This window comes from Paractinoplanes polyasparticus (assembly GCF_019710575.1).
Classification (GTDB): domain Bacteria; phylum Actinomycetota; class Actinomycetes; order Mycobacteriales; family Micromonosporaceae; genus Actinoplanes; species Actinoplanes polyasparticus.
On the sequence record NZ_JAHWFK010000024.1, the window covers coordinates 79132 to 105203 of the forward strand.

Sequence of the window (26072 nt, forward strand, 5' to 3'; positions counted from 1 at the left end):
CGTCTCAGGCACGCACCAGCCGGTTGGCCAGCGTCGACATCGTGTACGTGCCGATGCCCAGCACCACCTCGAGCGCGTTGCGGGTGGTGAAGCCGGCCGCCAGGAACTCGGCCAGTTCGTCGTCGGGCACCTCCCCGGCCGTCTCCAGCACCCGCAGGGTGAAGGTCCACAGTGCCGCCAGCCGTTCGTCGGCCGGCGGCGTCTTCGCGCGCAGGGCGGTGATGAGCGCGGCGTCGGCGCCGAGCCCTCGCAGTCGCCCGGTATGCATGGCGAGGCAGATCCGGCAGTCGTTGCGGGCGGCGATCACCATCACCACCACCTCGCGCGCCAGCGGGTCGAGGGTGCTGCGCTCGAAGAGCTCGCTGGCCCGCAGAAACCCGCCGAGCATCTCGGGTGACTCGGCCAGCCGGGCGACCGGGCCGGGCAGGTGGCCGAGGTGCTCGACCGTCTGTTCCATGAGCGGCCGCGAGCCGGCCGGCGCCGATTCGAGGGTGTGCTGAGCAAACATCGTTCCTCCGGTAAAGTAGTCAACGTGGTTGTCGAAACAGTAAACCGGGTTGTCGAGTTTGCCAAGGGTGGGGAAACGCATGACTGAGGCCGACCCGCCCGGCTACGAGTTGCCGCTGCTGCTGTTCGCGGGCTTCCGCTCCCTCATCGACGAGCTGCACACCGAACTCGCGGCGCTCGGCCACACCGAGGTGCGCCCGGTGCACGGCTTCGCGCTACAGGCGATCGGCCCGTACGGCGCCTCGGCCACCGAGATCGGCCGCCGCCTGGGCGTCTCCAAGCAGGCGGCCGGCAAGACGGTCGACCGCCTGGCCGCCCTCGGCTACGTCGAACGAGCCGACGACCCCTCCGACGCCCGCCGCAAACTCGTCCGCCTGACCCCCCGCGGCCTCGACATGCTGACCCGCTCCGCCGAAATCTTCGACCGCCTGCGCGCCAACTGGGTCCACCAGCTCGGCGCCGGCCAGGTCGCCCAGCTGGAGTCTTCGCTACGCAGAGTCGTCCCGGCGACGGCTTTCCCCGTCGACGTGCCAGGCTGGTTCGGCTAGGCGAAAGACAGGGGAGAGTCCGTGCAGAAGCTGGACCGACCGGGCCAGATCGTGATCCTCAATGGGCCGCCTCGTTCGGGCAAATCGAGCATCGTCGTCGCGGTCCAGGCCAGGTTCGACGGCGTGTGGATGAACCTAGGGGTCGACCACTTCAAGAAGATGACCCCGGCCCGCTTCCAGCCGGGGATCGGGTTACGGCCGGGAGGTGAGCGGCCGGATCTCGAGCCGCTGGTCGTCCGACTGTATCGCGCGATGTATGAGGCGATAGCGACGCATAGCCGGCTGGGTATCAACGTTGTCGTCGATGCAGTCCACCACGACGCCTACTCCGTTTCCCGGCAGATTCTGCGCACATGTGCGCAGCAGCTTCAGGGCCTACCAGTGCTGTTTGTCGGCGTGCGATGCCCGCTCGGTGTCGTCATGGAACGCCGCCGCGCTACCTGGGGTGGCGTCGGCTATAACCAGGGCGGCACGGACCAGGACCCCGTGCGCTTGTGGCACGAGGCAGTTCACCAGCCAGGCATCTACGACCTCGAGGTCGACACGGCGTCGCTCACGCCGGAGGAATGCGCCGATCTCATCGCGACTCGCCTCACGGACGGACCACCGCCCCGGGCATTTCAGCGCATTGTCGCGTTGCCGTAGGCGTAGTCATCCGGCACAGGGGGAAGCGCCCGAACTCAGGGCGTGGCGGGCTCGTTAATGAGTGTTCTCGGCGCTTGTGCCTCGCGATACTGGCCGGATGATCGAGAAGTTCAGCCCGGCCACCGTTCATGAGCCGCCGGGCTACTCGCACGTCACTGTCTCGTCGGCTGGGCGGCTGGCCCATCTGGCGGGGCAGTGCCCGCTCGATCTGAGCGGGAAGGTCGTGGGCGAGCCCGGGGACTTCGACGCGCAGACGGATCAGGTGATTGCCAACTGCCTGGCTGTGCTTGCGGCGGCGGGGGCCGAGCCGGGTGACGTCGTGCGCTCGGTGATCTATGTGGTCAGTTCGGAGACGGCCGTGCTGGCCTCGGTGTGGGACCGGCTCAACGCCTCGCCGCTGGCGCCGGCCTTCAGCACCGCCTCGACGCTGCTCGGGGTGGCTGCGCTGGGGTTCGGCGGGCAGCTGGTCGAGGTCGACCTGACGGCCGCGCTCAGTTGAAGAACGACGTCAGGCCGACGCCCATGCAGGTGAGCAGCACGGGGGTCAGGCAGGCGACGGCGCCGACTATGGGGGTGCGGTCGACCCCCTCGGGATCGCCGCCGTAGACGAAGCCGATCGTGACCCAGCCCAGGCCGAAGGCCAGAACCGGCATGCTCAGGCCGCACAGCAGGGCGTACGTCGGCACCGAGCCGGGGGACGCGACCAGGTAGAGCACGATCTGCACGATCAGGACGACCGCGGCGAACGGGCCGTAGATCAACAGGTTCCGCGCCCACGGACGCCACTGACGGGCGGGTGCCGTCTCGTTGAGCAGCGCGTCGCCGGCATCGGCGGTGCGGCGCGCCTGTTGCAGGGCGGCCAGCGCGGCAGCGGGACCGCTGGCGACGGCCTGAGCGGCCACGTCACGGTCGGCCGGCATCGGCGTCAGCTCCGGCAGGGGTACGGCCAGATCTCGGGTCAGACGGGCTTTCTGGGCGGCCAACCGGGGCCGTACGACGGAAAGCTCCTGCCTCGCGGCCGTGACCGCCGCCTGGTGTTCGGTGGCGGCGGCACTCGCGGCGCGGCGGACCGCGTCGAGTTGTTGCGCCGCGGCCAGATAGTCGGCCCACGGACCGGGAGCCGGGGGCGTCGGCTGGGCCGGGATCGCGCCGGTGGCCTGCTGCTGGTCGGTCACGGCAGATCACCCTGATCGTCGGTGACGCCGGGGTCGAGAAACGGCACGACGGTGAGTGTGCGCTCGTCGCGGCGGTCGTGCAGCAGCGCCCGGTTCGGCCGGGGATGCCAGGCGACCGGCCGTCCGATCATCGCCGCCACCTCGGCCGGCGGCACGTTCAGGAACAGCAGGCCGGACACGTCGTCGCGCCCCGCGCTGTCGGCGAACCGATGCGGGTCACGCCACCAGGAAAGCAGGTGAGCACCGCCGGTCGGGCCGTCCCGCAGCAGCTCGGGCAGGCCGGTCAGCGTGCCGGGGGCGGCCGCGTCCATGCCGAAGACCACCCGGTAGCCGGGACGGCCGGGGTCGAGCTCGCCGGCCAGCCCGGCCGCGTCGACCAGCGTCACCTCCTGGCGGTGACCGATCTCGGCGGCCAGGGCCTCGGCGAGCCGGTCACCCTCGGCGACCAGTGAGGCGATGACGAACCGGGCCGTACGAGGCTGGTGGAACGCGGCCACGCTGCGAGCCGCTGCGTCGAGCACCTCGGACGCCGACGCCTGCGACCCGAAGATCGCCAGATGCCGCCCCGGGGCGCCGTCGAGCGGGAACGCCGCTGTGGTGAGACCGACGTCGAGCAGCCGGCCGACCAGGGCCGTGGGAACGGCGCCGCGACCGGCCAGGGCGGCCCGGTAGGTCGGGTCGTCGGCGAGGTGCTGATGCGCGTACCCGGCGAAGACCCGGGGCGGCTGCGATTCGGGGTCGCGGGCGCCCCAGAGCCGGTGGCGCAGGTCGCTGAGCAGCTCGTCGTCGGTGTGCGGGTCGGGGAAGCGGATGATGCGCTCGTGCCCGCGGGTGGCGCCGCGCGGCCCGCCCAGCCCGCCGGCCGTGTTGACGACCGCGGTGCCCAGCGGCAGGCCGGCCGCCGAGTCGTTCGCCGGTTCGAGCACGTCGCCGCCGCCCGGCAGCGCTATGCGCACCGGGAACTGGCCGAAGAACGAGTCACGCTTGGCGTAGTGCGCTTCCAGTCCGGCGACGTTCTGACTGGCCAGGATCAGGTGGATGCCGCACGAGCGGCCGGTGCGGGCCAGCGACTCGAGCAGCGTCGTCGCCTCGGTCGTCACCGGGTCGTTGCCGGCCAGCAGCACCGGGAACTCGTCGATCACGCACAGGATGCGCGGCAGCGGGCGTTTCAGACCGTCCGCGGCCGCCGCGGCGCGCAGCTCCGGCAGCCGGGAGACACCCGCACGCTCGTACGCCGTGTTGCGGCGCGACATCTCGGCGTTCAGCTCACGCAGCACGGCCAGCCCGTACTCGCGGTCGGCCTCGACCCCCACCGCGCGGGCCTGTGGCAGCCAGGTGCGGTCGCGCCGGGTCGGCACGAACTCGGCGAAAGTCACGCCCTCTTTGAAATCGAGCAGATAGAGCGACAGCTCGGTCGGGCTGTAGCGGGCGCACAGGCCGTAGAGCACGTTGACCAGGAAGGCCGTCTTGCCGGCGCCGGCCCGGCCGCCGACCATCCAATGTGGTGTGAGGTCGTTGAAGCGCAACGCCAGCGGCGTCTCGCCGTCGTGACCGACGACCGTGCTCAAGCCCTCGCCGGCGTCACCGGCCCACAGCGGTTCGCCCGGCTCGGGCAGCAGATCGGCCAGGGTGACCCGGGTGTCGGCGACCGAGTGGGCGGCCAGCTCGCGGCACACGGCGTCGACCAGGTGGGGCGGCGGGTCGTCGTCGAGGAAGACGGGGGCGTTGAGCCAGGAGACATCCGAGGTGGAGCCGTACGTGGCGCCGGGCGGGTCGCCGATCACCGCGTACGGGTTGCGGACCGACACCATCGTCGTGCGGGGCAGCGGCGCCTGGGTTGTCTCGGCCGTCAACGGCGGCGGCGGCCAGCCCGCCACGATCAGATGCAGGCCGGAATCGGGCCCCTGCTGAGCCAGCGCGGCGATGCGGCGCAACTCTTCGCCCTCGGTCAGCTCGGGCAGGCTCGCGATGACCACCAGCATCATGCGGTCCCGCCGGGTGCGCCGAGGGGCAGCGCCGCGGCCGGGGCGCAGCCACTTCTCGGCCTCGGCGAGCACGTCGCGCAGGCCCTGGCGGTCGGTGGCCGGCGGCGACAGAAGGCCCGCGTCCTGCAGGCCCGTGAAGGGCGCGAAGACCTCACCGCCGCCGGTGCCGTCGACCGCACGAACCAGCAGCGACCCGGCCGGCGCGGCGGCGAGCAGACGCAACAGGATCGACCGCAGCAGGCCGAAGACCCGCGAGTCGGTGGCGGTGGCGTCGATCGTCAGGTGGCCCGTGCCGAGCAGCGGGATCACAGCCGGGAAACGCGCGTCGTCGAGCGGCTGGGCAACCCCGAGGCGTACGAACTGGGGCGGGTAGACGCCGCCCAGCGGGGTGTTCGCCGACTGCGCGTCGAGCGGCGAGCCGAGCCAGCCCGGCGCGAGCGCACCAGCAGCGGCCCGCAACTCTTCGGCCAGGCGATGCTGTTCGAGCGGGTCGCTGCCGGCGGCCTCGGCGTCGAGCGCGGACGACGCCGCATCGGTCAGCGCAGCCGCCTGCCGGTGCAAAGCGGCAGCCTGCTGGACCCGCAAAGCCGAATCCACCACCGCTCTCACCTCCTGTGTGCGGGTAAAACTTATCCCAGACGGGCCGGGGCATCGCGTTCCCGGTGCCTGGTTCGGTGTCCGCGTCGTACGGATCGTCCCGCTCCAGGTGTGGTTGGGGTGACACGTGTGCGGAGGCACTACTGTCGTATGTGTGCAGCCGCAGGAGCCCGTGACCGGACCGACGCCCCCGCTTTTGGGCGCCGGGACGCCGCCTGCCGAGCCGGCGAGGAAGCCCCGGAACCGTCGGTTGCGGTTGTGGCTGGCGCTGGGGGCGGGCGTGCTGACGCTGCTCTGCTTGGGCGGCGTCGGGATCGCCGTGCTGCTCTACGACGAGGAAACAAAGATCGAGCGGGCAGAGCCAGACGCAGTCGCCGACAACTTTCTCCGGGCGTATCTAGTCGACCGTGACGACGAACAAGCCTCGCTGTACCAGTGCAAGTCGGGCGGTGACTTTCAAAACATCGCTGCCTACCGCGCGGACATCGTCAACCGCGAAAAGCAGTTCTCGGTAGGTATCCGCGTCTCTTGGGGAACGATCGCCGTTCAGACGAACGCCAATCGTGCGGAGGCGGAAACGGATCTGGTGAAGACGGCTGCAAAACAGTCCGGCCGTATCACCGACACCTGGCGCCTGAGTCTTGTTGACCAGGATGGTTGGCGAGTCTGCGGAGCGACAGAAGTTCCGTAGTCACTCGACCCAGAGGCGGTGTACCAGCACCTCGAGCGTTCGAGGTACGTGGCCACTCCAGCCCCAGCGGTACCAGTCGAGTTCCGTCGTGACGCGTGCGCAAACGTCGCCCTGGGCGTTGGTGTGCAACTCGGTCACCGCACGGAGCTCACGCTCTTCGCTGCCTTCGTCGCGCATGCGGACGACGCGGCGGCCGGAGAGAGAGGGTGCGTCCAACGCGGGCACGGGCGTGCGCCGCGCCGGTTCGTCGAGTGAAACCAACCGGGATGCGATGTCGTCGGCCGGCAACGAGATCCCGGCCACTCCGTACTCCTCGACCCAGACTCGTTCCACCGGCACGAGCGGAGCGAAGATCTCGGTTTGCTCGGCTTCGGCGCGGTACCACTCACCCTCGGACATCACCGGCACGTAGGTGCGGCTGCCTTGGACGACCTTCTCGTCGGCGCGGAGGTCCGACCGCCACCCGTGACCGGGAAGCCCGATCAGAACGCGTCTGCCCCGGAGTTGCCCGGTCATCGTCGCGGGAGTAGGCACCAGCGGCCGGGGCGGGTCGAGTTGCCAGTCCGGGTGCCCGGCAAAGGGATCAGGCTGCGACTCGCCTGTCATCCCTCGTCCCCCAGCGGTGTGCCCTGCTCGCGCATGAACCGGACGGGGTCGATGGCTCCGGCGCTGGACCGGTCGTTGTTCATGTGAACCTCGAAGTGCAGGTGTGGACCCGACGAGTTGCCGCTGCTGCCGACCCGGCCGATCAGCTCACCGGCCGCGACCTCCTGGCCCTCGACGACGAGCGGCTTCACGATCAGGTGGCAATACCTCGTCATCACGTCCCCGGCGTGCTGGATTTCCACCATCCAACCGCATCCACCCTTACCCGGGTAACCGTCGGCGTTGCAGGTACGCCGCCCGTTGTGGTCCTCGTCGCACTTCACCATGGAGACGATGCCACTGGCGGCGGCCGTGATCGGTGTCTGCTTGCCGGCGATCAGGTCGACACCCTGGTGCGTCGGACGGGACGCCGTACGGAACCCGGAGCCCACGAGCGCGCCGACCGGCCGTGTCCAGCCCGACGCCGCGATCTGCCGGCCCGAGGCGCAGACCATCGCGACCGAGTCGCCGGCCGCGTTGGCCGCACCGTCGGCGAGCTGGTTCACGATCCGGGTGGCGAGAGGCTCGTGCTTCGCGTACGCGTCCGGGTAGGCGCTGATCTGCACGCGCTGTGCCGCGCGCGTCAGCGGCATCTTCTCCCAGCCCTGGACCGTCTTGAGCTTGTTGTAGAACTTCGTGGCCGCGTAGACCGGGTCGCGCACCTGCTTCGTCGAACCCCAGCCGGAACTGGGCCGCTGCTGGAACAGGCCCAGCGAGTCGTGGTCGTTCTCCGCGCCGAGGTTGCCCAGGTTGGTCAGCCGCGACTCCTGCATCGACGTGGCAACCGCGATGACCCAGGCTCGGGGCGGCATCTTGAGCTGGGCGCCCACATTGATGATGACGGCAGCGTTACGAACCTGCTCGGCGCCGTAAGGCCGGATCCGGGGCAACTTGGTGTCCGGGTCGACCGGACCGCCCTTGCCGCATCCGAACGACGACGCGTTCAGATTGTCCTTGCCCTCGTCGGTGAGTCCGCCGACAAAAAGAGCGGTGATGCCACCGCCGCAACACAACAGAGCCAGCGTCGCCACCAGGGCGACAAGCAGAACTATCCTGCGCGGCCGGGGGATGTTCATGACGACCAGTCGATCCCGTCGACCCGCCAGTGCCCGTCGGGGGCGATCAGGCGAAGGTTCAGCTTGCCGGTGTCCATCGTGACGACGGCGTTGACCACGGTTGCGCTCACCGGCACCAGGCTGGGCCGTCCGATCACCCGCTCGGCCGGCACACCAGCCGGATCGACCCCGTCCAGCTCGTCGGCGAGCTTGGTGGTCGAGTTGGGCAGCAGCTGCGCCCGCCAGGCCTTCGGCGTGACGTTCTGATGGTCGGCCCAGGCCGAGGCGAAGGCGTAGGCGACCGCCTCCGGCTTGGCCCGTCCGGGGGTGGTGGACGGGCTAGGCGGCGGGTCCGTCTCAAGAATGCTGTCATCATCCTTCGGGTCGGCGCTCACCACCGGACCCGGCGACGCGGTGCCGAGCGAGGGCCGGGAGTCGTCACCGTCGGAGAACAGCCGGGCCAGACCGACGATCGCCAGCACGATGACGCCGAGGACGATGGCGACGCCCCAGCGGGACCGGAAGACTCTGTTCAGGCCGAGTTCGAGGGAGCGGGGCATGCGATCACTTGGCCTCGGAACGGATACGGGGGGTGGCCGGTTCGGCCGTGGTGCTACCGGTCTCGGGCCGGTAGATCGCGTACGACGACGGCTGCTCGGCCACGTCCGGTTCAGTCCAGCTGGTGGCCCCGCGCGATCGGTTCGCCCGCCCTGGGTTCGGCGAAGTATTCGCAGCGGGTGCGGCAGTCGCTGGTGTGCCGGTGTCGTCGCGTACCGACTCGTTGCCGTCGGGTCTGGTCGGACGCGACCCCCCGTCGGAGGTACCCGACGTCACAGGCGACAAAGTGCTCCGATTCGCCGAGTGCGCCGGATCCTCCAGGCGTGCCTCGGGTCGCAAGTTGCCTTGATCGACATACACGGTGCGCCCGCCCTTGCCGATCACTTGGCCACGGTCGTCGACCGCGTCAGAGCCCTCGAGCTTGGAGGCTGCGCGCATGTCCCGGAAGAAATTGCGGTGCCAGGAGCCGGTCGCGATCGTGCGAGCGTTGTCCTTACCACCGAGTTGGGTGATACGCCGGTACGGACGCAGCAGAAGCCAGCCGACCACTCCGCACAGCCACACAAGCACTACTTGAAGCCAGCCGGGCAACGTTGCGGTATTCATGATCAAATCGACCGCAAACAGGTAGATGGCCGCACCGGTGCCGAAGATCGCAATGTTGAAGACGGCAGCGACCACGGCATTGCCAAGGCGCTTGATTCCGGAGTTCGCCGGGCGCAGCAGGCCGACGGTTCCGAGAATCGGCGCGGCGATGACCGCCCACCGGAAGATCAGGAAGCCGAGGAGCACCAGGATGGATGCAGTCAGATCGAACATGGCAAACATGACTGCCGCCAGGACGGCAATGAAGCCGGCCCCGATCCGGTCCATGCCGTTCTGGCCCTGAAGGAATTGGTAAGCCTCCGGGTCCTCGCTCTTGATCTGCTCAGCAACCCTTTCCCACTGAGTGTTCTTTCCTTCCAGAACGCCGTCGCGAGTCGCGGGATTCTCGCGGATCCGTTCGGCCTCTTCCCACGAGAGCGAACGCGCGTCGTAGAGAGCCTCGCCGTACTTCTTGGCGGTCTCACTGTCGGCTGATCCGAGCAGACCGCGAAGCCAGTTGCGGTAAAGCATCGTGTCGGTTGCAGTGTCGCTAGCTCGCACGGCGGGCGGCCGCTTGTCCTCGCATGCGTCGCCGCCGAGCGCGCAGTCGGTGGGATTCTCCGGCCTAGGCCCGACTGCGTCATGAACGACGCTGAGGGTGGTGACAAGCGTGTTGTCCGCGATGTTGGCCGACCGGACCGGCCAATAGGCGATGGCCGTGACGGCAACCATGACCAGAATCGCCCAGCCGGCTGTGGTGGTCGCGGCACCCATTTCGGCCTGCCGGGAGCGCCACATCAAGTAGAGGCCGACCACAGCCAGCGTGATCACGCCGAAGACACTGAAGACCTTTTCGTAGACCGCTTTGGTGGCTTGGTCGACGAGGGGATCAGCCCAACCCCACAGCGACGCCGGGTTCCAGGCTCGCTCGCGCAAGGCGTTGGAAGCCCCGATCACAGCGGTTGCGATCATGAATTCGCCGTTGGCAATCGTCGTTTCGAACTTGTAGTCCGGATCGACGAGAGTGGAGGCGCATCCGCTATCGAGGTCGTAGGTGGTGTAGCTGTATCCGGCGTACCCGTATTGGCTGTAGAGACCCTGCGGTCCGTTCTGAGTGGACGACGCCGGACGCTCGGCGAACCATCCGGCCAGCCCCGAATCCGGTGTGCTCGGCGTAGGCGGCGTCAAACAGGTGGCCCGGCTCTCCCCGACATTGGCGAGCCGCCCAGCACACCCCTTGAAGTCCTGCTGCCATTCCTCGACGCTGCAAGCCCCACCAGGCGCCCGCGACGGCAGCCCGGCCGGCGCGGCCGAAGCCGCAGGCGCAGCCACCGCCCAGGCGATCGACGCCACCATCATGACGGCCATCGTCGCCAGCAGCGCCAACCCCCGCCGCACCATCTCAAACCTCCAGGTCGGACGGCAACATCGGGACCGAGGGCGCCGCCTTGGCGGCCGTCGGCGTCGTGTCGAGGTGCTCCAGCAGGCCGTCAACGTACGACACGTCGACACGTACCTTCTGCACGCGACCGTCGACGTCCCGCATCACGAACTCGCGGAAACCGAGTCGCGACGAGGACGAGGTGTCCACCTGGGACAGCGAGGCCAGCGTGGCCTCGTACCCGTCGTGCACCGGCACCCGCAGCAGGCGTAGCGCCTCGGAGGCGATCTCCTGGTCTTCCGCGATGCGGCCCACGAAGACCGTCGACACGAGGTTCTGCACGTCGAGGCCGAGGATGTCGCGCGGGTTCTGCGAGGCGACCAGGGCCGCGAGGTTCCACTTGCGAGAGTCGCGGGCCAGGCGTACGAGGAAGGAGCGCCCCGACCGCCAGCCCTCCATGAAGTGGGCCTCGTCGAGGCCGACCATCTTGCGCGACGACATCGAGCCGCCGTAGCAGCGCCGGACCGCGAGCCGGTGGGCCGTGTGCAGCATCGGCAGGGCCAGCGATTCCTCCGCCGACCAGTATTCGCGCTCGATCTTCAGGTCGGGCAGCCGCAGGCCGGCCATCGTGATGACCGTCAGGGCCGCGTCGGCGCCGAGCAGGTGTTGCGGGGGCGAGCCGAAGAACAGCAGCGCCAGCGGCATCTCGGCCGTGTCGAGCAGCAGGTTGGCCAGTTCCTTACCCTCGTCGTCGAGGCCCTGCAGGGTGCGCACGACGTCGTCCAGGGTGGACGTCTCTTCGGCCGGCACCTGGCGGACAGCGTGCCGCAGCAGCGTCGCCGTGGACGCTTCCTTGGCCACCTGCGGCGGCACCAGCATCGAGCAGATGTCCTGCACCAGCATGCGGCGCTCGGCGCGGGCGTTGGAGACCGCGATCTCGAACTCCCGGTCGCCGCCCGGCCCGGTCGCGAACTCCGACCGGATCGGGGTGGGAATCAGCGCGTACGGCGCCAGGGTGCCCTGTTCCGAGCCGGTGAGGTTGAGGACGCGGGAGTAGGGGCGCAGTTCCGGCATCTGGCACAGCCGGGCGAGCGGACCGGACGGGTCGAGCAGGGTGACCTGCACGCCCCGGCGCGCGTTCAGGTAGCCGAGGGCGCCCATCAGCGTCGACTTTCCACCGCCGGGCTCGGCCACGAAGACGCCGAGGCCGGACCGTTCGCGCACCTCCATCGGGAAGTGCAGGTCGAGGAAGACCGGCCGGCGGCACGTGCCCGACGTGCGCCCGATCAGGTCGCCCCGGCGGTCGCCGACCGTCGACGCCGCCTGGGGAAGGGCGGCGGCCAGCAGCTTGACCGGCATGCGGCGGACGTAGCCGGTGTTGGCGATGGGCTCACCCGGGATGAACTCGCGGGCCAGCTGGTCCTGGTTCTTGGGGTGTTGCAGCGAGATGCGCAGCTCACGTGAGTAGAGCTGGATCAGGCGGCGGGCCCGTTCCAGGCATTCCTCGCGGGTGGCGCCGCCGACCGCGATCCGGTGCCAGCCGTGCGCGCGGGCCGACTCGACCGGGAGGCCGGTGGTCATCTCGTCGCCGATCACGAGCGCGCGCTTGGCCAGACGTTCCAGTTCGGGCGGCGCGTCGATGCCGTGCTCGGCGTAGTCGAGCTGCTGCGAACGGATCATCCGGAGTCGGTGCTCCAGATTCTTGAACGAGCTGCCCGAGCCGAGGATGTCGAGCCGCGACGACAGTTCCATGGGCCAGGGCAGCCGCTCGTGGAAATGCATCCATGGCTCGTGCTTCTCGGGGATCTCGAGCGGCTCCATCCGGCCGACGGAGAGCACGGCGACGTGCCGTTCCTCCCCGGTCATCCGGTTGACGAGCTTCACGGTGGAACCGTACGGGGTGCGGTATCGCTCCACCTGCTCGGTCAGGGCCAGCAGGTCGCCGGTGTCCCACTGCCCGTTCGTGACCGGCGAGAGCGGCCCGGGCGGGGCCATGCAGAGCGCCACCGAACGGAACAGCAGCCATTCCAGCTCCTGCGGGGTGACACGGCGCCCGCGCATGCCGAACGCGTTCAGCACCTCGTCGAACTGCTCGACGGCGCGGTTGAGCTTGCGCCGCTCGCCGTCCGAGGTGCCGCGCCCGAAGATCCGCAGGACGCGCTCCGAGAACGTGTCGCCCAGCGACCGCCGCGCGAACGTGACACCCAGGTAGGTCTGCCCCTCGGCGTGGTTGACCGAGAGCAGGTGCCGCTGGGCCGCCACGAGGTGGTCGGACCACGAGGTGCCGCCGCGCACGTCGGGCAGCGGCTTCGCGGTGAACGAGTCGACCGTGCGGGCCCACTCGTCGGCCGGGAACGGCCGGTTGGTGCGGCGCAGGTGCAGCCGGAAGCCGGCCAGGCCCGCGTACTGCTCGGAAATCGCGCTGAGCAGGGCCTCGCGCTCGGCGTCGGGCCGGAAGGCCCAGCGCACCTCGGGCAGGTAGTACCAGGCCGTGACCGTGCTCTGGGTGAAGGTCAGATGGCCGGCGATCTCGCTGATCTCCAGCTCCATGACCGGGTCACGGTCGTTGAACTTCAGCTTGTGCGGCCGCAGCGCCAACGCCTTGTCCTGGCGGACCGGGAGGTTTCTGGGCTCCTTCTTGCGCTTGGCCGGGGACTTCTCTTTGCGCTTGGCCGGGGCCCGGTCGGCCGCCGGCACGGGCAGGGGCGCCTCGGCCGGCGGTGCCTGCGGGGCGTACGCCTCAACCGGCCCGGCCTGCTGCGGTGCGATCTCTTCGCGGCGTGCGGGAGCCGCGCCGCCCACGGTCTGCCACAGCGGCGGCGTCGACACCGGCGCGGCCGGGCCGGCGTCCGCGGACGCCGGCGTGGGCGGCCAGTTGTCGAAGTCGGGCCAATCCTCGAAGTCGGCATCGGCGGTGGCGCCGCCGGACTCCTGGAAGTAGTCGGCCTTGGGTCCGAGCGGGGCCCGGCTGAACGGCGCGCCCGGCTCGGGCGTGCCCCAGGGGCCATCCGGCTCGTCGAGGACCGGCCCGGCGAGCTCCGGTTCGGACGGGCGCGGGGCCGGCGCCGGCGGCATCGCGAACGGCGGCGACGAAACGGCCTGTTCGGCAACCGGCGGCGCCGAGACCGGCCGCTCGGCGACCGGTGGCAGGGCCACGGGCGGCTCAGCCGGTGGCAGGGCGACGGGCGGTTCAACGACCGGGGCCGGCGCCGGGGCCGCGGACACCGGCTGTGGCTGGACCGGCTCCGGTCGTACGGGCTCGGGGGTGGGAAAGGTCTTCGGCGCCGGCGGGGTGGCCCGGTCGTCGAAGTCGAACCCGAAGTCGAAGTCGAGCTCCGGGTCGGCCGGCGCGTCGGCGGCCGGTGGACGAGCCGCCACCGGCGCCGGTGGCGCGGCGCCGCCGAAAAGGTCGAGGAACGGCGAATCGATGTCGAGCGTGGTGTCCACCCCGGCACCCCGCGGGCGCAGCGGCTGCGGGGACTGGAAGACACCGACCGCGCCGTGCCCCGGCGCGGCCACGAACTCGTCGGCCGGCTCGTCCACGGAATCTGACGAGGAGTAGTGGTTCGAGCGCACTCCGTTACTCTGCCTGCCCTGCGTGTCGGCATCCGCGCGGGGATGACCGTGCGGAACGGGTCCGGTCATGCGCCGTCCCCGTGGGAGCATGCGAATGAACTGGTCATACCAACTCCTCCCGAACCCGGATGCGAGTGGCGACAAGTCTCGGGTCGCGTTGCTCGACCGCCGGCTCGCGCGTGCGGCGCCAGTCGGTGAGTGCGGTCCGGATGACGACCCGGGCCGGACGGTCGGGGTCGACATGGCGGAACACGTACGACGTGGTGACCATGGCGAGCGCGATCTCCCAGGCCGGGAACGGATCGAACTCGAAGGTCAGCAGGTAGTGCAGGAACATGAACAACGGCACCAGCACCACGAACATGCCGTACTGCGCGTACGGCAGGTGGATGGGCAGGGTGTAGCCCGGCGGGCCCAGGTAAACGAGGCGCGCCCGGTAGATGTCGTCGTCGGTCCGCAGCCGCATCTCAGTTGAAGATCAGCTTGATCAGGGCGTCGCCGACGAAGAACAGCGTCGCGGCGCCGGCGATGAAGGCCAGGCCCACGATGGCGATGGCCGAGCTGGTCAGCACCTTCGAGATCTCACCGCGGCTGGCTCGTCCGATAAAGATCACGCCCAGCACGGCCAGCAGGATGGGTGCGATGTTGCTGGCGAAGAAGGTGACGATGCCTTCGGTGTTGATGCCTTTGGGTTCGGGCGCGGCGAGCGTGGCCTGCTGAAGCATGGCTGCCGCCTGCGTGGCGAGCTCAGTGGCGATCATCGGTAAACCTCCCCGTGCCCGGCTAGGGGGTTCCGGGCACGCTGCAGTTGTGAAGCTTCACGGCACCGCCCATATCGTGCAACTTCCCACCCTGCGCGTCGAGTGAGCCGTTCGGGCACAGCCATGCTCGTCTGCTCTCTTCGGTTCCTGCAAATGATGCCTAGTTCCGAAGAGTACGGCCCGCCGTTCTTGGCTACAAGCGTCCGAAACGTTACGCAAGGTGATGGCGTGCGTGAAATTGAGTTACGGGCCATCGTACGCACGTGCGACAACCCCGCCCGCCGTACCCTCGGTCCGTGACGACGGAGCCGACGGATGCGCTGGTCGCGGGGCGCGCAGTGATGCAGATGGATCACCCGGTCGTGATGGGCATCCTGAACGTCACGCCCGATTCCTTCTCGGACGGCGGGAAATACACGGACGTGGAAGCCGCCGTCCGGCACGGGATCGAGTTGCACGGGGCGGGCGCGGACATCGTGGACGTGGGCGGCGAGTCGACCCGTCCCGGGGCCCAGCGGGTCGACGCCGGGACCGAGATCGCCCGGGTCGTCCCCGTCATCGAGCGGCTGGCCCGGGCCGGTGTGCCGCTGAGCATCGACACCACCCGGGCCGAGGTCGCGCGGGCCGCCCTCGAGGCCGGCGCCGTCGTGATCAACGACGTGTCGGGCGGGCTGGCCGACCGGGGCATGGCCACGGTCGCGGCCGAGGCCGGCTGCCCCTGGATCTTGATGCACTGGCGCGGGCACTCCCGCCGCATGACCGAGCTCGCGGTCTACTCCGACGTCGTTTCCGAGGTACGCGCCGAGCTGCTCGAACGCGTCGGCGAGGCCCTCGCTGCCGGCGTCGACCCGGCGCAGGTCATCCTCGATCCCGGCCTCGGTTTCGCCAAGACCGCCGAGCACAACTGGGCCCTGAGCGCCCACCTCGACGTCCTCGTCGGCCTGGGCTACCCGGTGCTCTTCGGGGCCAGTCGCAAGACCTATCTGGGCCGGTTGCTGGCCGGGCCGGACGGCACGCCGCGACCGGTCGAGGAGCGCGAGGCCGCGACCCTGGCCACGTCGGTGCTGGCGGTGGCGGCCGGGGCCTGGGGCGTACGGGTGCACGACGTGACAGCCACGGCCGACGCGCTCGCCGTGTGGCGCGCGACCGGGTCGCCGCGGCTGCGCACCGTGTCCGCGAGTGAGAAGGAGTGAACGGGGTGGAAGGACGGATCACGCTGACCGGGCTGCGGGTACGGGGCCGGCACGGCGTCTTCGATTTCGAGCGTGAACAGGGGCAGGACTTCGTCGTCGACGTGCGCCTCGACCTCGACCTCGGACCGGCCGCGGCCAGCGACGACGTTACCGACACGGTCCACTACGGGGAGCTCGCCGGGCGCCTGGCCGAGATCATCGGCGGCGAGCCGGTCAATCTCATCGAGACGCTGGCCGACCGGCTGCTCGCCGCCTGCCTGGACGACCCGCGGGTGTCCGCGGCCGAGGTCACCGTCCACAAGCCGCAGGCGCCGATCCCGCTCGAGTTCGCCGACGTCGCGGTGACCCTGCGCCGGAGCCGTGCATGACCCGGGCGCTGCTCTCGCTCGGCAGCAACCTGGGTGACCGTGAGCAGCACCTGCGCCGGGCGGTCAGCCGGCTCGGCCCGGCTGTCGTGTCGCGCTCCGGCATCTACGAGACGCCCCCGTGGGGGGACGCCGACCAGCCCTCGTACCTCAACGCGGTCGTGCTCGTCTCCGACCCGGAAGCGGAGCCGCGCGACTGGCTGGAGCGTGCCCGGGCGGCCGAAGCCGAGGCGGGACGCGTGCGCGATCCGGAGCGCCGGTTCGGCCCGCGCACCCTCGACGTCGACGTCATCGCGGTCTGGGACGCCGGCGGCCGGCCCGTGCTCAGCGACGATCCCGAGCTGACGCTGCCGCATCCCCGCGCCCACCTGCGTGCCTTCGTGCTGCGGCCGTGGCTCGACATCGAACCGGCGGCCGAGCTGCCCGGCCACGGGCCGGTCGCCGCGCTGCTGGTCGCGCCCGGCCCGGCGGACGACCTCGCCGGTCTGACCCCGCGGCCCGATCTGACACTAGAGTTGTCGGTGTGAGCAGCAATCCGCAGGCGCCCAAGTCGGACCCGTCGATGCGCCCGACCAGTATCTCGGTGCTGGTCGTCGCGGGTCTTGCCGCCGCTGCCGTGGGCTGGCTGCTGCTCAGCTTCACGTATTCGACCCTGCCCGAGCTGCCCTGGTCGCCGGTGATCGTGCTCGCCGTGTTGGCCGTCGCCGAGGGCCTGCTCGCGCAGAACACGGCGGCCCGCATCCAGCGCAAGCCGGGCACGCCGCGCGTCGACCCGCTGGCGGTCGCCCGCTATGTCGCGCTGGCCAAGGCGTCCGCGCTGGTCGGCGCGATCTCGGCCGGGTTCTCGGCCGGCCTGCTGGCCTTCCTGGCCATGGAGCCCACGCAGGCCGCGCACGACGATCTGCCGGTTGCTGTCGGCAGCGCGGTCTCGGCCGCCGCCCTGGTCGGCGCGGCCCTCTGGCTCGAGCGGTCGTGCCGCATCCCCGAGCAGCCCGACTCCGAGGACGAGAACGATCTGGGTCGACCCACCGGCCTACTCTGAGACCACGACGAGATCCGGGTCCACCCCCGGTATCTCGGCCTTGAACTGAGACCGACTCGTATCCGTATGCTCTGGACGCGGGGCACGCGCCCGGCGGATTCCGGCGTGCGTCTCTTTCACCGCACGGGGGGCGCACACGAGGAGGCGCGACGATGGCGTACGACGACTCGACCTACCGCCGGCAGACCGACGAACCCACGCCGACCGACCCTGCCGCCTATCGGGCCAACACGCTGGCCGCGGCCGAGCAGCGGCGGCGGGCCGAGGAACTCGACGGCGTCGGGGAGACCACGGCCGACGTGCTGCGCCGCTCCGAGGCCGACGAGGACGGCCGCGACCGCCTCGGCATCCACCTCGGCTGGGAGGTCGTGCTGCTGGTCGCCGCGGCGGCGATCGGTTTCCTGCTCTGGCGCCTCGATCCGGAGAGCCTGCGCCGTCCCGGCCTCGACGACCTGCTCGTCACAGGCGCCGCGATCGGCCTGCTGACCCTCGGTGCGGGCCTGAGCCTGCGGGCCGGCGTGCCCAACCTGGCGCTCGGCCCGATCGCGCTGGCCGCCTCCCTCCAGTACGCCGAGCAGGGCGACCAGGGTCTGGTCAAGGCCATGGTTCCGGCGCTGATCTTCGCGGCCGCGGGCGCGATCGTGCTCGCCGTGGTGATCCTGGTGCTGCACGTGCCCGGCTGGGCGGCCACGCTCGCGGCCGCTCTCGGTGTGATCGTCTTCGACCAGCTGCGCGTCGCCCCGGTCGCCGTGCAGGGCACGTACGACCCGACCGGCCAGGCCTTCTTCCTGTTCGGCGGGTTCGCCCTGCTCGCCGTGTTCGGCGGCGCCCTGGGCACCGTCACACCCATCCGGCGCTGGCTGGGCCGCCTGCGCCCGGCCGGCGACCCGGCCCGTCGCCGGGGCGCGGCCGTCGCCTTCCCGGTGATCGGCGCCCTGCTGCTGTCCTCGCTCTTCGCGATCGCGGCGGGCACGCTACTGGCCACGCAGTCCGACGGGCCGATCGTGCCGGCCACCGGTCTCGAGTGGAGCGGCATCGCCCTCGGCCTTGCCATGCTGGCCGGCACCAGCGCGTACGGGCGGCGGGGCGGTATCTTCGGCACGCTGTTCGCGGTGGCGGCCCTGACGCTCTTCCTCGATTACGCCGAGCGGCGCAACTTCGACATCTCGCTGTTCGCGATCGCGGCCTGCGTCTTCGCGGGCGGCCTGGTCGTCACCCGGCTCGTCGAGACGTACGGGCGGCCCCTGCCGGTCGCCGGCCAGGCCGACTGGAACGCGGCCGCTCCCGCGACGGGCGCCAACTGGCAACCCGACCTGCCGGAGACCTGGTCGACGGCCACCACGACCCCGCGCGGCGACCGCTGGGACGCCGGCCCGTGGGGTACGGGCACTGGCCGATGACGGTCCGCCCGCTCGGCTTATGCTCTTGGTCATGACCTCTCCGAGCTTCGCCGAGCTGGACGCCCTGCCGACCGAGGAGCTGCGCGAACGCGCGTTCCACCGGGCGCGGGAGCGGCGCGACGTCGGCTTCTTCTGGTCGGTCTTCAAGCACCTGCCCGACGCCGACGAGGCGGCCCAGCTCGACGGCGCGCCCAACTCGATCGGCCCCACGGTCGACGAGGCGGTCGCTCTCTGGCGTGAGCTCGAGGGCCACGGGTACGGCGAGAACGAGCCCCTGCTGCGGGCCGCGTTCATCGATTACCTGCAGAAACACTGACGCTTCGGTGGCATCCACCGCCGTCGTTTGAACTGAGCGCTGCTCTGGGAAATAGCGGCGCATGGCTCTCGGTAACCGTTACAAATCTGCGCCTGGTGCGGGCACGCTGGCCGCGCTCATATTGGTTCTCGTCTTCGGCAGCCCCTGGTATGCCGACTGGGCGATCGACAACACCGACCCGGAAACGGCCGGCGGCTGGTTCCTCAACCTGCTCGCCTGGCCGCGCTGGTCCTTCGACTCCGACGACTCCCTGCGCGCGATCATCGTCGGCGACCTCAAGGCGATCCTGCTGGTCGTGCTGACCGCGCTCTTCCTGTTCCTGCTGCCCGGATCGCAACTGGCCCGGGCCCGCGGCACGATCAGCCAGTTCTTCGCCGGCTGGGGCGCCTACGTCTTCGCCGCCGGTTTCGCCGCCCTGCTGACGACGCTGTTCCTGGCCAACCCCTCGCTGGTGGAAGCCTTCCGGGCGGCCGGCAACGGCGCCTCGTACGGGCTCTTCGTCGGCTGGATCATCGGCCTCGCCACGCTGGGTGGTTACCGCGGCACGAGATAGGCCGCTCAGGCTGCCGGACGGGTCTCGCGGCTGTGCTCCTCGAACAGCCCGGCCTGCGAGACCGTTCCGATCGGCTTCCCGTCCTCGACCACGACCACCTCGCTGACGTCGGCGGCCAGCATCGCCGCCAGCGCGTCGTAGAGCGTGCCGCCGGCGTCGACGGTGGGGTGGTCGCCCGCAGTCGCGCCCGGCTTCATCGCCGAGCGGACCGGAGTGACGGCGAGCCGGCGGACGCCCCGGTCGGCGCCCACGAAGTCGGCCACCTCGGGGGAGTCCGGCCGGCTCAGCAGCTCGGCCGGGGGTGCGTACTGCCGCAGGACGCCGCCGTTGCCGAGGACCGCGATCCGGTCGCCCAGCCGCACGGCCTCGTCGATGTCGTGCGTGACCATGACGATCGTCTTGCGGACGGTGGCCTGGAGCTTGAGGAACTCCTCCTGCAGGCGGCCGCGCGCGATCGGGTCGACCGCCGAGAACGGCTCGTCCATCAGCAGCACCAGCGGGTCGGCGGCGAGGGCCCGGGCCACGCCCACGCGCTGCCGCTGACCGCCGGAGAGCTCGTGCGGGTAGCGCTTGGAGTAGCGGGCCGGGTCGAGGCCGACCAGCTCGAGCAGCTCGTCGGAGCGGGCCGAGATCTTCGCCTTGTCCCAGCCGAGCATGCGCGGCACGGTGCCGACGTTCGCGCGGATGTTCTGGTGGGGGAACAGGCCCACGTTCTGGATCACGTACCCGATGTGCCGGCGCAGCTCGACCGGGTTGCGCTCGAGCACGTTCTGGCCGTCGATCAGGATCCGCCCGTGGGTCGGCTCGATCAGCCGGTTGATCATGCGGAGGATCGTGGACTTGCCGCAGCCGGACGGCCCGATGAGCACCGTCAGCTCGCCGGCGTGCACGTCGAGGCTGAAGTCGCCGACCGCGACCGTGCCGTCGGAGTACGTCTTGCCGACGCCCTCGAGCGTGATCGAGGCCGCGCTCCGGCTGTCGCGCCCGGACTCGTTGATCGCGGTAGCGTCCACGTATGTCCTTCCTGTCGTGGGGCCCGGCGGCCGTGCCGCTGGCCGCACCCGCCGATGACGGGCCAGGTAATCCGTGGTTCTCCTGGCAGTACGTCCGGGACAACGCCGAGACCCTGCGCGGCGCGCTCGAGTTCCACGCGGGTCTGACCGCCCGGGCGGTCGTGCTCGCCCTGGTCGTGGCCCTGCCGCTCGCCGTGCTCGCCTACTGGATCAAACCGTTGACCGGCCCCATCCTCGCACTCTCGGGCGTGCTCTACACGATTCCGTCGCTCGCGCTGCTGGCTCTGCTGGCGCCCGCGGTGGGCACCACGACCGACACGTCGGTGCTGATCGCGCTGGTCCTCTATGCGCTGCTGGTTCTCGTACGCAATGCTCTGACCGGCCTCACCCAGGTGCCGGACGAGGTGCGGGACGCCGCGACCGGCATGGGCTACGGGCGGTTCGGCCGGCTGCTGCGGGTGGAGTTGCCGCTGGCGCTGCCCGGCATCATCACCGGGCTGCGACTGGCCACCGTCTCGACCGTGGCGTTGGTCACGGTGGGCTCGCTGATCGGTCAGGGCGGCCTCGGCGACCTGATCCTCGGTGGCTTCCGCAACAACTTCTACAAGGCCGAGATCGTCACCGGCTCGGTCCTCTGCCTGGTCCTGGCCCTGGTCCTCGACCTGCTGCTGGCCGGCCTGGGCCGCCTGCTCACCCCCTGGGCGCGCAGGAGGGCCGCGTGAACTATCTGAGCGAAGCCGTCGTCTGGCTCAACGACCCACTCAACTGGACCAACCCGGGCGGCCTGCTCGACCGTCTCGGCGAGCACCTGCAGATCAGCTTCTGGGCCGTCCTCCTGGGCTGCCTGATCGGCTGGCCGGTCGGCATCTGGCTCGGCCACCGCGGCCGGGGCGGCTCGGCCGTGATCACCTTCGCCAACCTGACCCTCGCCCTGCCCACGCTGGCCCTGCTCACGATCCTGCCGCTGACCCCGCTCGGCTTCGGTAAGCCGCCGGTCGTGGCCGCGCTGGCCGTCTTCGCGGTGCCGCCCCTGCTCTCCAACGCCTACACCGGGCTGCGCTCGGTCGACCCCGAGGTGCGCGACGCGGCCAAGGGGATGGGCCTGTCCGGCTCGCAGGTGCTGTTCCGGGTCGAACTGCCGCTGGCCGTGCCCTACCTGGCCGCCGGCCTGCGCACCGCCGCGGTGCAGGTGGTCGCGACGACCACCCTGGCCACCTTCGTCAACGGCGGCGGGCTGGGCGAGATCATCAGCGCCGGATTCGGGCTCGGCATCAGCGTCGGCGGCAACCAGATCGTGGCGGGCGGCATCTTTGTGGTGCTCCTCGCACTTGTCGTCGAGGGGCTCCTCGCGCTGGTCCAACGCCTGGTCACACCCCGTGCGCTGCGGGCCGCCAAGCGCCGCCGGCCGACGGCGGCGGCCCCGGCCGGGTAACGGAAGAGCGTAATCCTGGAAGTTGTCACACCCTGCGGGTAGAGATGGCAGGGCAGGCGGTTCCTCCGCCCGTCGGACACGCGGCGCGACCATCCTGGATCGCGCCGGGACACAGAAGGCGGCACTATGCGTCGACACCTGATCTGGATGGCCGCCACCGCGACGGCGGCCGTCGTCTCCCTCGCCGGTTGTGGTGGCGCCGGCTCCTCCGGCACCGAAGCGCCGCCCTCGGCCGCGTCCGGGGCCGGCTGCGCCCCGGTGGCCGGCGACAAGCTCGTCGTGCTCGAGGACGACAAGAAGCTCCAGAACACCGACAACGTCCTCCCCGCGATCAACAAGAAGGCCTCGTCCCCCGAGCTCATCGCTGCGCTCGACAAGGCGTCGGCCGCGCTCGACACCACGAAGCTCATCGCGCTCAACAAGGCGGTCGCGGTCGACCGCAAGTCGTCCAAGGCCGCGGCCGAAGAGTTCGCAACTGCGAACAGTTTGACGGCCGGCCTCGCCAAGGGCCCCGGCGGCAATCTGACGATCGGCGCCGCCGACTTCCCCGAAAGCGCCACCCTCGCCCAGCTCTACGGCGTGGTCGCGACGGCCGCCGGCTACACCGTCAAGGTGCAGACCATCGGCAACCGTGAGCTCTACGAACCCGCGCTGGAAAAGGGCGACCTCGACGTCGTCCCGGAGTACGCGGCGACCCTCGCGACCTTCCTCGCGGGCAAGGTCGAGGGCAAGAACGCCAAGGATCCGTCCTCGCCCGAGCTGCAGACCACCATCACCAACCTCACCGCGCTCGGCGAGAAGCGTGGCCTGGTCTTCGGCAAGCCGTCCGAGGCGCAGGACCAGAACGCGTTCGCGGTGACCACCGCGTTCGCCGACAAGAACGGTCTGCGAACTCTCTCCGACCTGGCCGCGAAATGCTCCGGCGCGGCTACCGTGCTGGGCGGCCCGGCGGAATGCCCGCAGCGTCCCAAGTGCCAGCAGGGTCTGGTCGACACGTACGACTTCAAGGCCGGCAAGTTCAGCAGCCTGGACGCGGGTGGCCCGCTCACGCTGACCGCCCTCAAGACCGGCACGGTCAGCGTCGGCCTGGTGTTCAGCTCCGACCCGGCTCTGGCCAGCAGCTAGGGCTTATTGTCCGAGATCGCCGGGTTTCAGGTCATCTGAAGCCCGGCGCTCGAACAGTTGCTCGATCGGGGAGTCTGGGTAATATCGGCGGCCATGCCGGAACTGGACTCCGTGGCGGGTAACGCACGACTGCTCCGCGGCCTCATTTGGGCGGGCGTTTTGCTCGCTCCCTTGGCCGCGGCTGTGGTGCTGCTCGGCCAGAGCTCCAACGCCGTGCGGTTCGCCGTGCTCGTCATCGCGGTCGCTGTCGTGCTGGTCGGCGCGTCCGCCCTGGTGCGCAGCGACCCTGTGCTGGGCCGCATGGACGTCGAGGACGCTGTGGCCGACCAGGTCGCACAGCTGCGCCGCGAACTACGGGCCGAGTTCGGCGTAGGCGGCCCCGGCGCGGGCGGTCTTGTGCACGGTGGCGGCCACGGCGCGGTTCCTCATGGCGGTGGCCTCCATGGCGGAGCTGCGGTCGGCGGCTCCGGCGGGAATCTCCATGGTGGGGTTGCGGTCGGCGGCCCGGGCGGCAGTCTCCACGGCGGCGGCAAGCAACGCGCCTCTGCTGTCGTCGCACCGCCACCGCCGGCCGATGATGAGGCGGGTTTCTTCGCCGACGTCCCGCCGATGTACCCGGAGGACGACCCGTTCGCGAACCCCTCCGGCTTCCCGGTGCGCGGCAACTTCCCGGCTTCCGCCGACTACCAGGGCTCGGCCGACTATCCGGACCAGGCCGATTATCCGGATGGCGCCGACTACTCAGGCGGGTCTGACTACCCGGGCGGGTCCGACTACCAAGGCGGCTCGGACTACCCGATTAGGTCGGACTACCAGGAGGAGTCCGACTTCTCCCGCCCGTCCGACGACTTCTCGATGCAGCCTGCCGGCCCGCCGCCGATGCAGGCTGCTGGTCCGGCGGCGAAGCGGCCCGCCGGCCCGCCGCCGAGGCGGCCTCTGGGTCCGCCGCCGATGGGTTCTGCGGGTCCGCCTGCGATGGGTTCCGCGGGCCCGACTCCGACTGGATCGGCCGGCCTGCCGCCGCCTATGGGGACGGCGCGTCCGCCCGTTCCCGCCGGTGGCCGCGCCGGGATCCCAGCTGCATCGGCCGCAGTCCGCCCCCCGGCTCGCACCGGCCCGGGCATGACCACGGGCGGCCGTCCAATCGGTCCCGGCGGCCGTGAACCCGGCACTTCGACCGGAGGCCGGCCCGCCGCCGCGGCCGCAGTACCGCTGCCCCCGCAGGTTCCCCGCCAGCGCGGCGCAGCCTCTGTGCCGCCGCCCGCGCCCCCGCGTGCCTCGGCCGCCGTCCGTCCGGGCGGTCCCACCGTCTTCGGCGGTCAGCCGGAGTCACTCGCCGACGATTTCGGCGCCAGCAACGGTTACGCCGGCCAGGCGTCCGGCGTCTACGGCGCCCCGCCCGGCGGCAACACCTACGGCGCCGCGAACACCCACGGCACCTCGAACGACGACTTCGACTCCGACGAGTACAACGGCTACGGCGCCCCTCAGTACGGCGCCGACCAGAGCGACTACGGCTACGGCGAGGCCAGCGGCTACGGCGAGGGCGGCTACGACCCCTCGCACGAGCCGGACGCCGCGACCGGCGACCCGAACTACAAGGCCCGCCGCCACCGCCCGTCGGCCAACGACACCAACGTCGGCTCGCTCAGCGACTTCGCCCAGTACGGCGGCTACACCCCCGACCAGGGCACCTACGGACGCCGCTAGGCACCGCCAGGCAAAGCGCCCCGGCGACCTACTTGTCGATGTCGCCCACCACGAAGAACATCGACCCCAGGATGGCGATCAGGTCGGGCACCAGGCAGCCCGGGATCAGCGTCGACAACGCCTGCACGTTGGCGTAGGACGCGGTTCGCAGCTTCATGCGCCACGGCGTCTTCTCGCCTCGTGACACCAGGTAGTAGCCGTTGATGCCGAGCGGGTTCTCCGTCCAGGCGTAAGTGTGCCCCTCGGGGGCCTTCACGACCTTGGGCAGCCGCACGTTGACCGGCCCGGAGAGCTGGTCGACCCGGGCCAGGCACTCCTCGGCGAGATCGAGCGACACGTACGTCTGCTCGAGCAGCACCTCGAACCGCGAGTGGCAGTCACCGGCGCTCCGGGTCACCACGGGGACGTCCAGTTCGTCGTACGCCAGGTAGGGCTCGTCGCGACGCAGGTCGAAGTCGAGCCCGCTGGCCCGTGCGACCGGCCCCGACGCCCCGAACGCGGCCGCCTGCTCGGCCGTGAGCACGCCGACCCCCACCGTGCGGGCCAGGAAGATCTCGTTGCGCCGGATCAGGTGGTCGAGGTCGGGCAGTCGCGTGCGGACCGTCCGGATCGCCTCGCGCGCCCGGCCCGTCCACCCGGCCGGCACCTCTTCCTTGAGGCCGCCGACCCGGTTGAACATGTAGTGCATCCGGCCGCCGGAGACCTCTTCCATCGCCGCCTGGAGGGTCTCGCGCTCGCGGAACGCGTAGAACATAGGCGTGATCGCGCCGATCTCGAGCGGGTACGAGCCGAGGAACATCAGGTGGTTGAGCACCCGGTTGAGCTCGGCCAGCGCCATCCGCAGCCAGGTCGCCCGCACGGGCACCTCGATGCCCATGAGGCGTTCGACGGCCAGCGCGACGCCCAGTTCGTTGCTGAAGGCGGACAGCCAGTCGTGCCGGTTGGCCAGCATGAGGATCTGCCGGTAGTCGCGCACCTCGAACAGCTTCTCGGCGCCGCGGTGCATGTAGCCGACGATCGGCTCGCAGCTGACCACCCGTTCACCGTCGAGCGTGAGCTTGAGCCGCAGCACGCCGTGTGTGGAGGGGTGCTGCGGGCCGATGTTGAGCACCATGTCGGCGGTATCGAGCCCGGCGCCGGTCCCGACCGTCATCTCCTTCAGACTGTCTTCAGTCCGGTTTCGGATGGCGGGCGGGGCGGTTGGATGGGGATCC

General features: G+C 70.7%; 27 protein-coding genes. 15 read left to right on the forward strand and 12 right to left on the reverse strand.

Annotation, left to right across the window (positions count from 1 at the left end):
* Positions 1-4: 4 nt before the first annotated feature.
* Positions 5-508: a carboxymuconolactone decarboxylase family protein gene (locus tag KXC43_RS23200; protein WP_221378222.1), complete on the reverse strand. Its 504-nt coding sequence runs from the start codon at positions 506-508 to the stop codon at positions 5-7.
* Positions 509-587: 79 nt separating this feature from the next.
* Here KXC43_RS23200 and KXC43_RS23205 point away from each other — a divergent pair, with 79 nt between their 5' ends.
* From KXC43_RS23205 to KXC43_RS23215, 3 genes are all read left to right on the forward strand, one after another.
* A complete protein-coding gene (locus KXC43_RS23205; RefSeq protein ID WP_221378223.1) occupies positions 588-1055 on the forward strand; it encodes a MarR family winged helix-turn-helix transcriptional regulator in 468 nt (155 codons plus the stop codon).
* Positions 1056-1076: 21 nt separating this feature from the next.
* Positions 1077-1700, forward strand: coding sequence for a chloramphenicol phosphotransferase CPT family protein (locus KXC43_RS23210; RefSeq protein WP_308129209.1), 624 nt, complete (start codon positions 1077-1079; stop codon positions 1698-1700).
* Positions 1701-1797: 97 nt separating this feature from the next.
* Complete coding sequence (locus KXC43_RS23215) at positions 1798-2199, forward strand: RidA family protein (protein ID WP_221378224.1); 402 nt, start codon at positions 1798-1800, stop codon at positions 2197-2199.
* Here the strand turns inward: KXC43_RS23215 and KXC43_RS23220 are convergent.
* Both KXC43_RS23220 and KXC43_RS23225 read right to left on the reverse strand, forming a co-directional pair.
* Positions 2192-2875, reverse strand: coding sequence for a hypothetical protein (locus KXC43_RS23220; protein WP_221378225.1), 684 nt, complete (start codon positions 2873-2875; stop codon positions 2192-2194). The genes KXC43_RS23215 and KXC43_RS23220 overlap by 8 nt on opposite strands.
* A complete protein-coding gene (locus KXC43_RS23225) occupies positions 2872-5457 on the reverse strand; it encodes an FtsK/SpoIIIE domain-containing protein (RefSeq protein WP_438870910.1) in 2586 nt (861 codons plus the stop codon). Before KXC43_RS23225 ends, KXC43_RS23220 begins: the two co-directional genes overlap by 4 nt.
* Positions 5458-5737: 280 nt before the next feature.
* Between KXC43_RS23225 and KXC43_RS23230 the strand changes: the two genes are divergently transcribed.
* Positions 5738-6148, forward strand: a complete 411-nt coding sequence (locus KXC43_RS23230; RefSeq protein WP_308129211.1) for a hypothetical protein — start codon at positions 5738-5740, stop codon at positions 6146-6148.
* On the opposite strand, the gene KXC43_RS23235 is transcribed toward KXC43_RS23230, so the two are convergent.
* From KXC43_RS23235 to KXC43_RS23265, 7 genes are all read right to left on the reverse strand, one after another.
* The gene (locus KXC43_RS23235) at positions 6149-6754 is read right to left on the reverse strand and encodes a hypothetical protein (protein ID WP_221378226.1); all 606 of its coding nucleotides are present in this window, start codon (positions 6752-6754) and stop codon (positions 6149-6151) included.
* A complete protein-coding gene (locus tag KXC43_RS23240; RefSeq protein WP_221378227.1) occupies positions 6751-7869 on the reverse strand; it encodes a M23 family metallopeptidase in 1119 nt (372 codons plus the stop codon). Before KXC43_RS23240 ends, KXC43_RS23235 begins: the two co-directional genes overlap by 4 nt.
* Complete coding sequence (locus tag KXC43_RS23245; protein ID WP_221378228.1) at positions 7866-8408, reverse strand: hypothetical protein; 543 nt, start codon at positions 8406-8408, stop codon at positions 7866-7868. Before KXC43_RS23245 ends, KXC43_RS23240 begins: the two co-directional genes overlap by 4 nt.
* 4 nt (positions 8409-8412) lie before the next feature.
* Positions 8413-10392, reverse strand: a complete 1980-nt coding sequence (locus tag KXC43_RS23250) for an MraY family glycosyltransferase (RefSeq protein ID WP_221378229.1) — start codon at positions 10390-10392, stop codon at positions 8413-8415.
* Between the two features lies 1 nt (position 10393).
* Positions 10394-13948, reverse strand: a complete 3555-nt coding sequence (locus KXC43_RS23255) for an ATP-binding protein (RefSeq protein WP_308129212.1) — start codon at positions 13946-13948, stop codon at positions 10394-10396.
* A 103-nt stretch (positions 13949-14051) separates the two neighbouring features.
* Positions 14052-14414, reverse strand: a complete 363-nt coding sequence (locus tag KXC43_RS23260; protein ID WP_221378231.1) for a hypothetical protein — start codon at positions 14412-14414, stop codon at positions 14052-14054.
* 1 nt (position 14415) lies between these two features.
* Positions 14416-14709 carry a hypothetical protein gene (locus KXC43_RS23265; protein WP_221378232.1) on the reverse strand — a complete coding sequence of 98 codons (294 nt, stop codon included), beginning with the start codon at positions 14707-14709 and terminating at the stop codon, positions 14416-14418.
* Positions 14710-15050: 341 nt separating this feature from the next.
* Between KXC43_RS23265 and folP the strand changes: the two genes are divergently transcribed.
* From folP to KXC43_RS23300, 7 genes are all read left to right on the forward strand, one after another.
* A complete protein-coding gene (gene folP / locus KXC43_RS23270) occupies positions 15051-15902 on the forward strand; it encodes a dihydropteroate synthase (protein WP_308129223.1) in 852 nt (283 codons plus the stop codon).
* 5 nt (positions 15903-15907) lie between these two features.
* Positions 15908-16270 (forward strand): dihydroneopterin aldolase, encoded by a 363-nt coding sequence (gene folB / locus KXC43_RS23275; protein WP_221378233.1) that lies wholly within the window; start codon positions 15908-15910, stop codon positions 16268-16270.
* On the forward strand, positions 16267-16794 hold the full coding sequence (gene folK, locus KXC43_RS23280; protein WP_221378234.1) for a 2-amino-4-hydroxy-6-hydroxymethyldihydropteridine diphosphokinase: 528 nt from the start codon (positions 16267-16269) through the stop codon (positions 16792-16794). The genes folB and folK overlap by 4 nt, the downstream gene beginning before the upstream one ends.
* 35 nt (positions 16795-16829) lie before the next feature.
* Positions 16830-17309, forward strand: a complete 480-nt coding sequence (locus KXC43_RS23285) for a DUF3180 domain-containing protein (protein WP_221378362.1) — start codon at positions 16830-16832, stop codon at positions 17307-17309.
* A 152-nt stretch (positions 17310-17461) separates the two neighbouring features.
* Positions 17462-18709, forward strand: a complete 1248-nt coding sequence (locus KXC43_RS23290) for an ABC transporter permease (RefSeq protein ID WP_221378235.1) — start codon at positions 17462-17464, stop codon at positions 18707-18709.
* Between the two features lie 31 nt (positions 18710-18740).
* Entirely contained in the window at positions 18741-19025 is a 285-nt protein-coding gene (locus KXC43_RS23295; protein ID WP_251797252.1) for a hypothetical protein, read from the forward strand.
* Between the two features lie 61 nt (positions 19026-19086).
* On the forward strand, positions 19087-19578 hold the full coding sequence (locus tag KXC43_RS23300) for a hypothetical protein (RefSeq protein ID WP_221378237.1): 492 nt from the start codon (positions 19087-19089) through the stop codon (positions 19576-19578).
* Between the two features lie 5 nt (positions 19579-19583).
* On the opposite strand, the gene KXC43_RS23305 is transcribed toward KXC43_RS23300, so the two are convergent.
* Positions 19584-20591, reverse strand: a complete 1008-nt coding sequence (locus KXC43_RS23305) for an ABC transporter ATP-binding protein (RefSeq protein ID WP_221378238.1) — start codon at positions 20589-20591, stop codon at positions 19584-19586.
* 2 nt (positions 20592-20593) lie between these two features.
* On the opposite strand from KXC43_RS23305, the gene KXC43_RS23310 reads away from it, so the two are divergent.
* From KXC43_RS23310 to KXC43_RS23325, 4 genes are all read left to right on the forward strand, one after another.
* Positions 20594-21313 (forward strand): ABC transporter permease subunit, encoded by a 720-nt coding sequence (locus KXC43_RS23310; protein WP_221378239.1) that lies wholly within the window; start codon positions 20594-20596, stop codon positions 21311-21313.
* Positions 21310-22023: an ABC transporter permease gene (locus KXC43_RS23315; protein WP_221378240.1), complete on the forward strand. Its 714-nt coding sequence runs from the start codon at positions 21310-21312 to the stop codon at positions 22021-22023. The genes KXC43_RS23310 and KXC43_RS23315 overlap by 4 nt, the downstream gene beginning before the upstream one ends.
* 126 nt (positions 22024-22149) lie before the next feature.
* Positions 22150-23148: a glycine betaine ABC transporter substrate-binding protein gene (locus KXC43_RS23320; RefSeq protein ID WP_255644629.1), complete on the forward strand. Its 999-nt coding sequence runs from the start codon at positions 22150-22152 to the stop codon at positions 23146-23148.
* Positions 23149-23241: 93 nt separating this feature from the next.
* Positions 23242-24858, forward strand: a complete 1617-nt coding sequence (locus KXC43_RS23325; RefSeq protein WP_221378241.1) for a hypothetical protein — start codon at positions 23242-23244, stop codon at positions 24856-24858.
* Between the two features lie 28 nt (positions 24859-24886).
* On the opposite strand, the gene KXC43_RS23330 is transcribed toward KXC43_RS23325, so the two are convergent.
* The gene (locus tag KXC43_RS23330; RefSeq protein WP_255644630.1) at positions 24887-26011 is read right to left on the reverse strand and encodes an NADH-quinone oxidoreductase subunit D; all 1125 of its coding nucleotides are present in this window, start codon (positions 26009-26011) and stop codon (positions 24887-24889) included.
* Positions 26012-26072 lie beyond the last annotated feature (61 nt).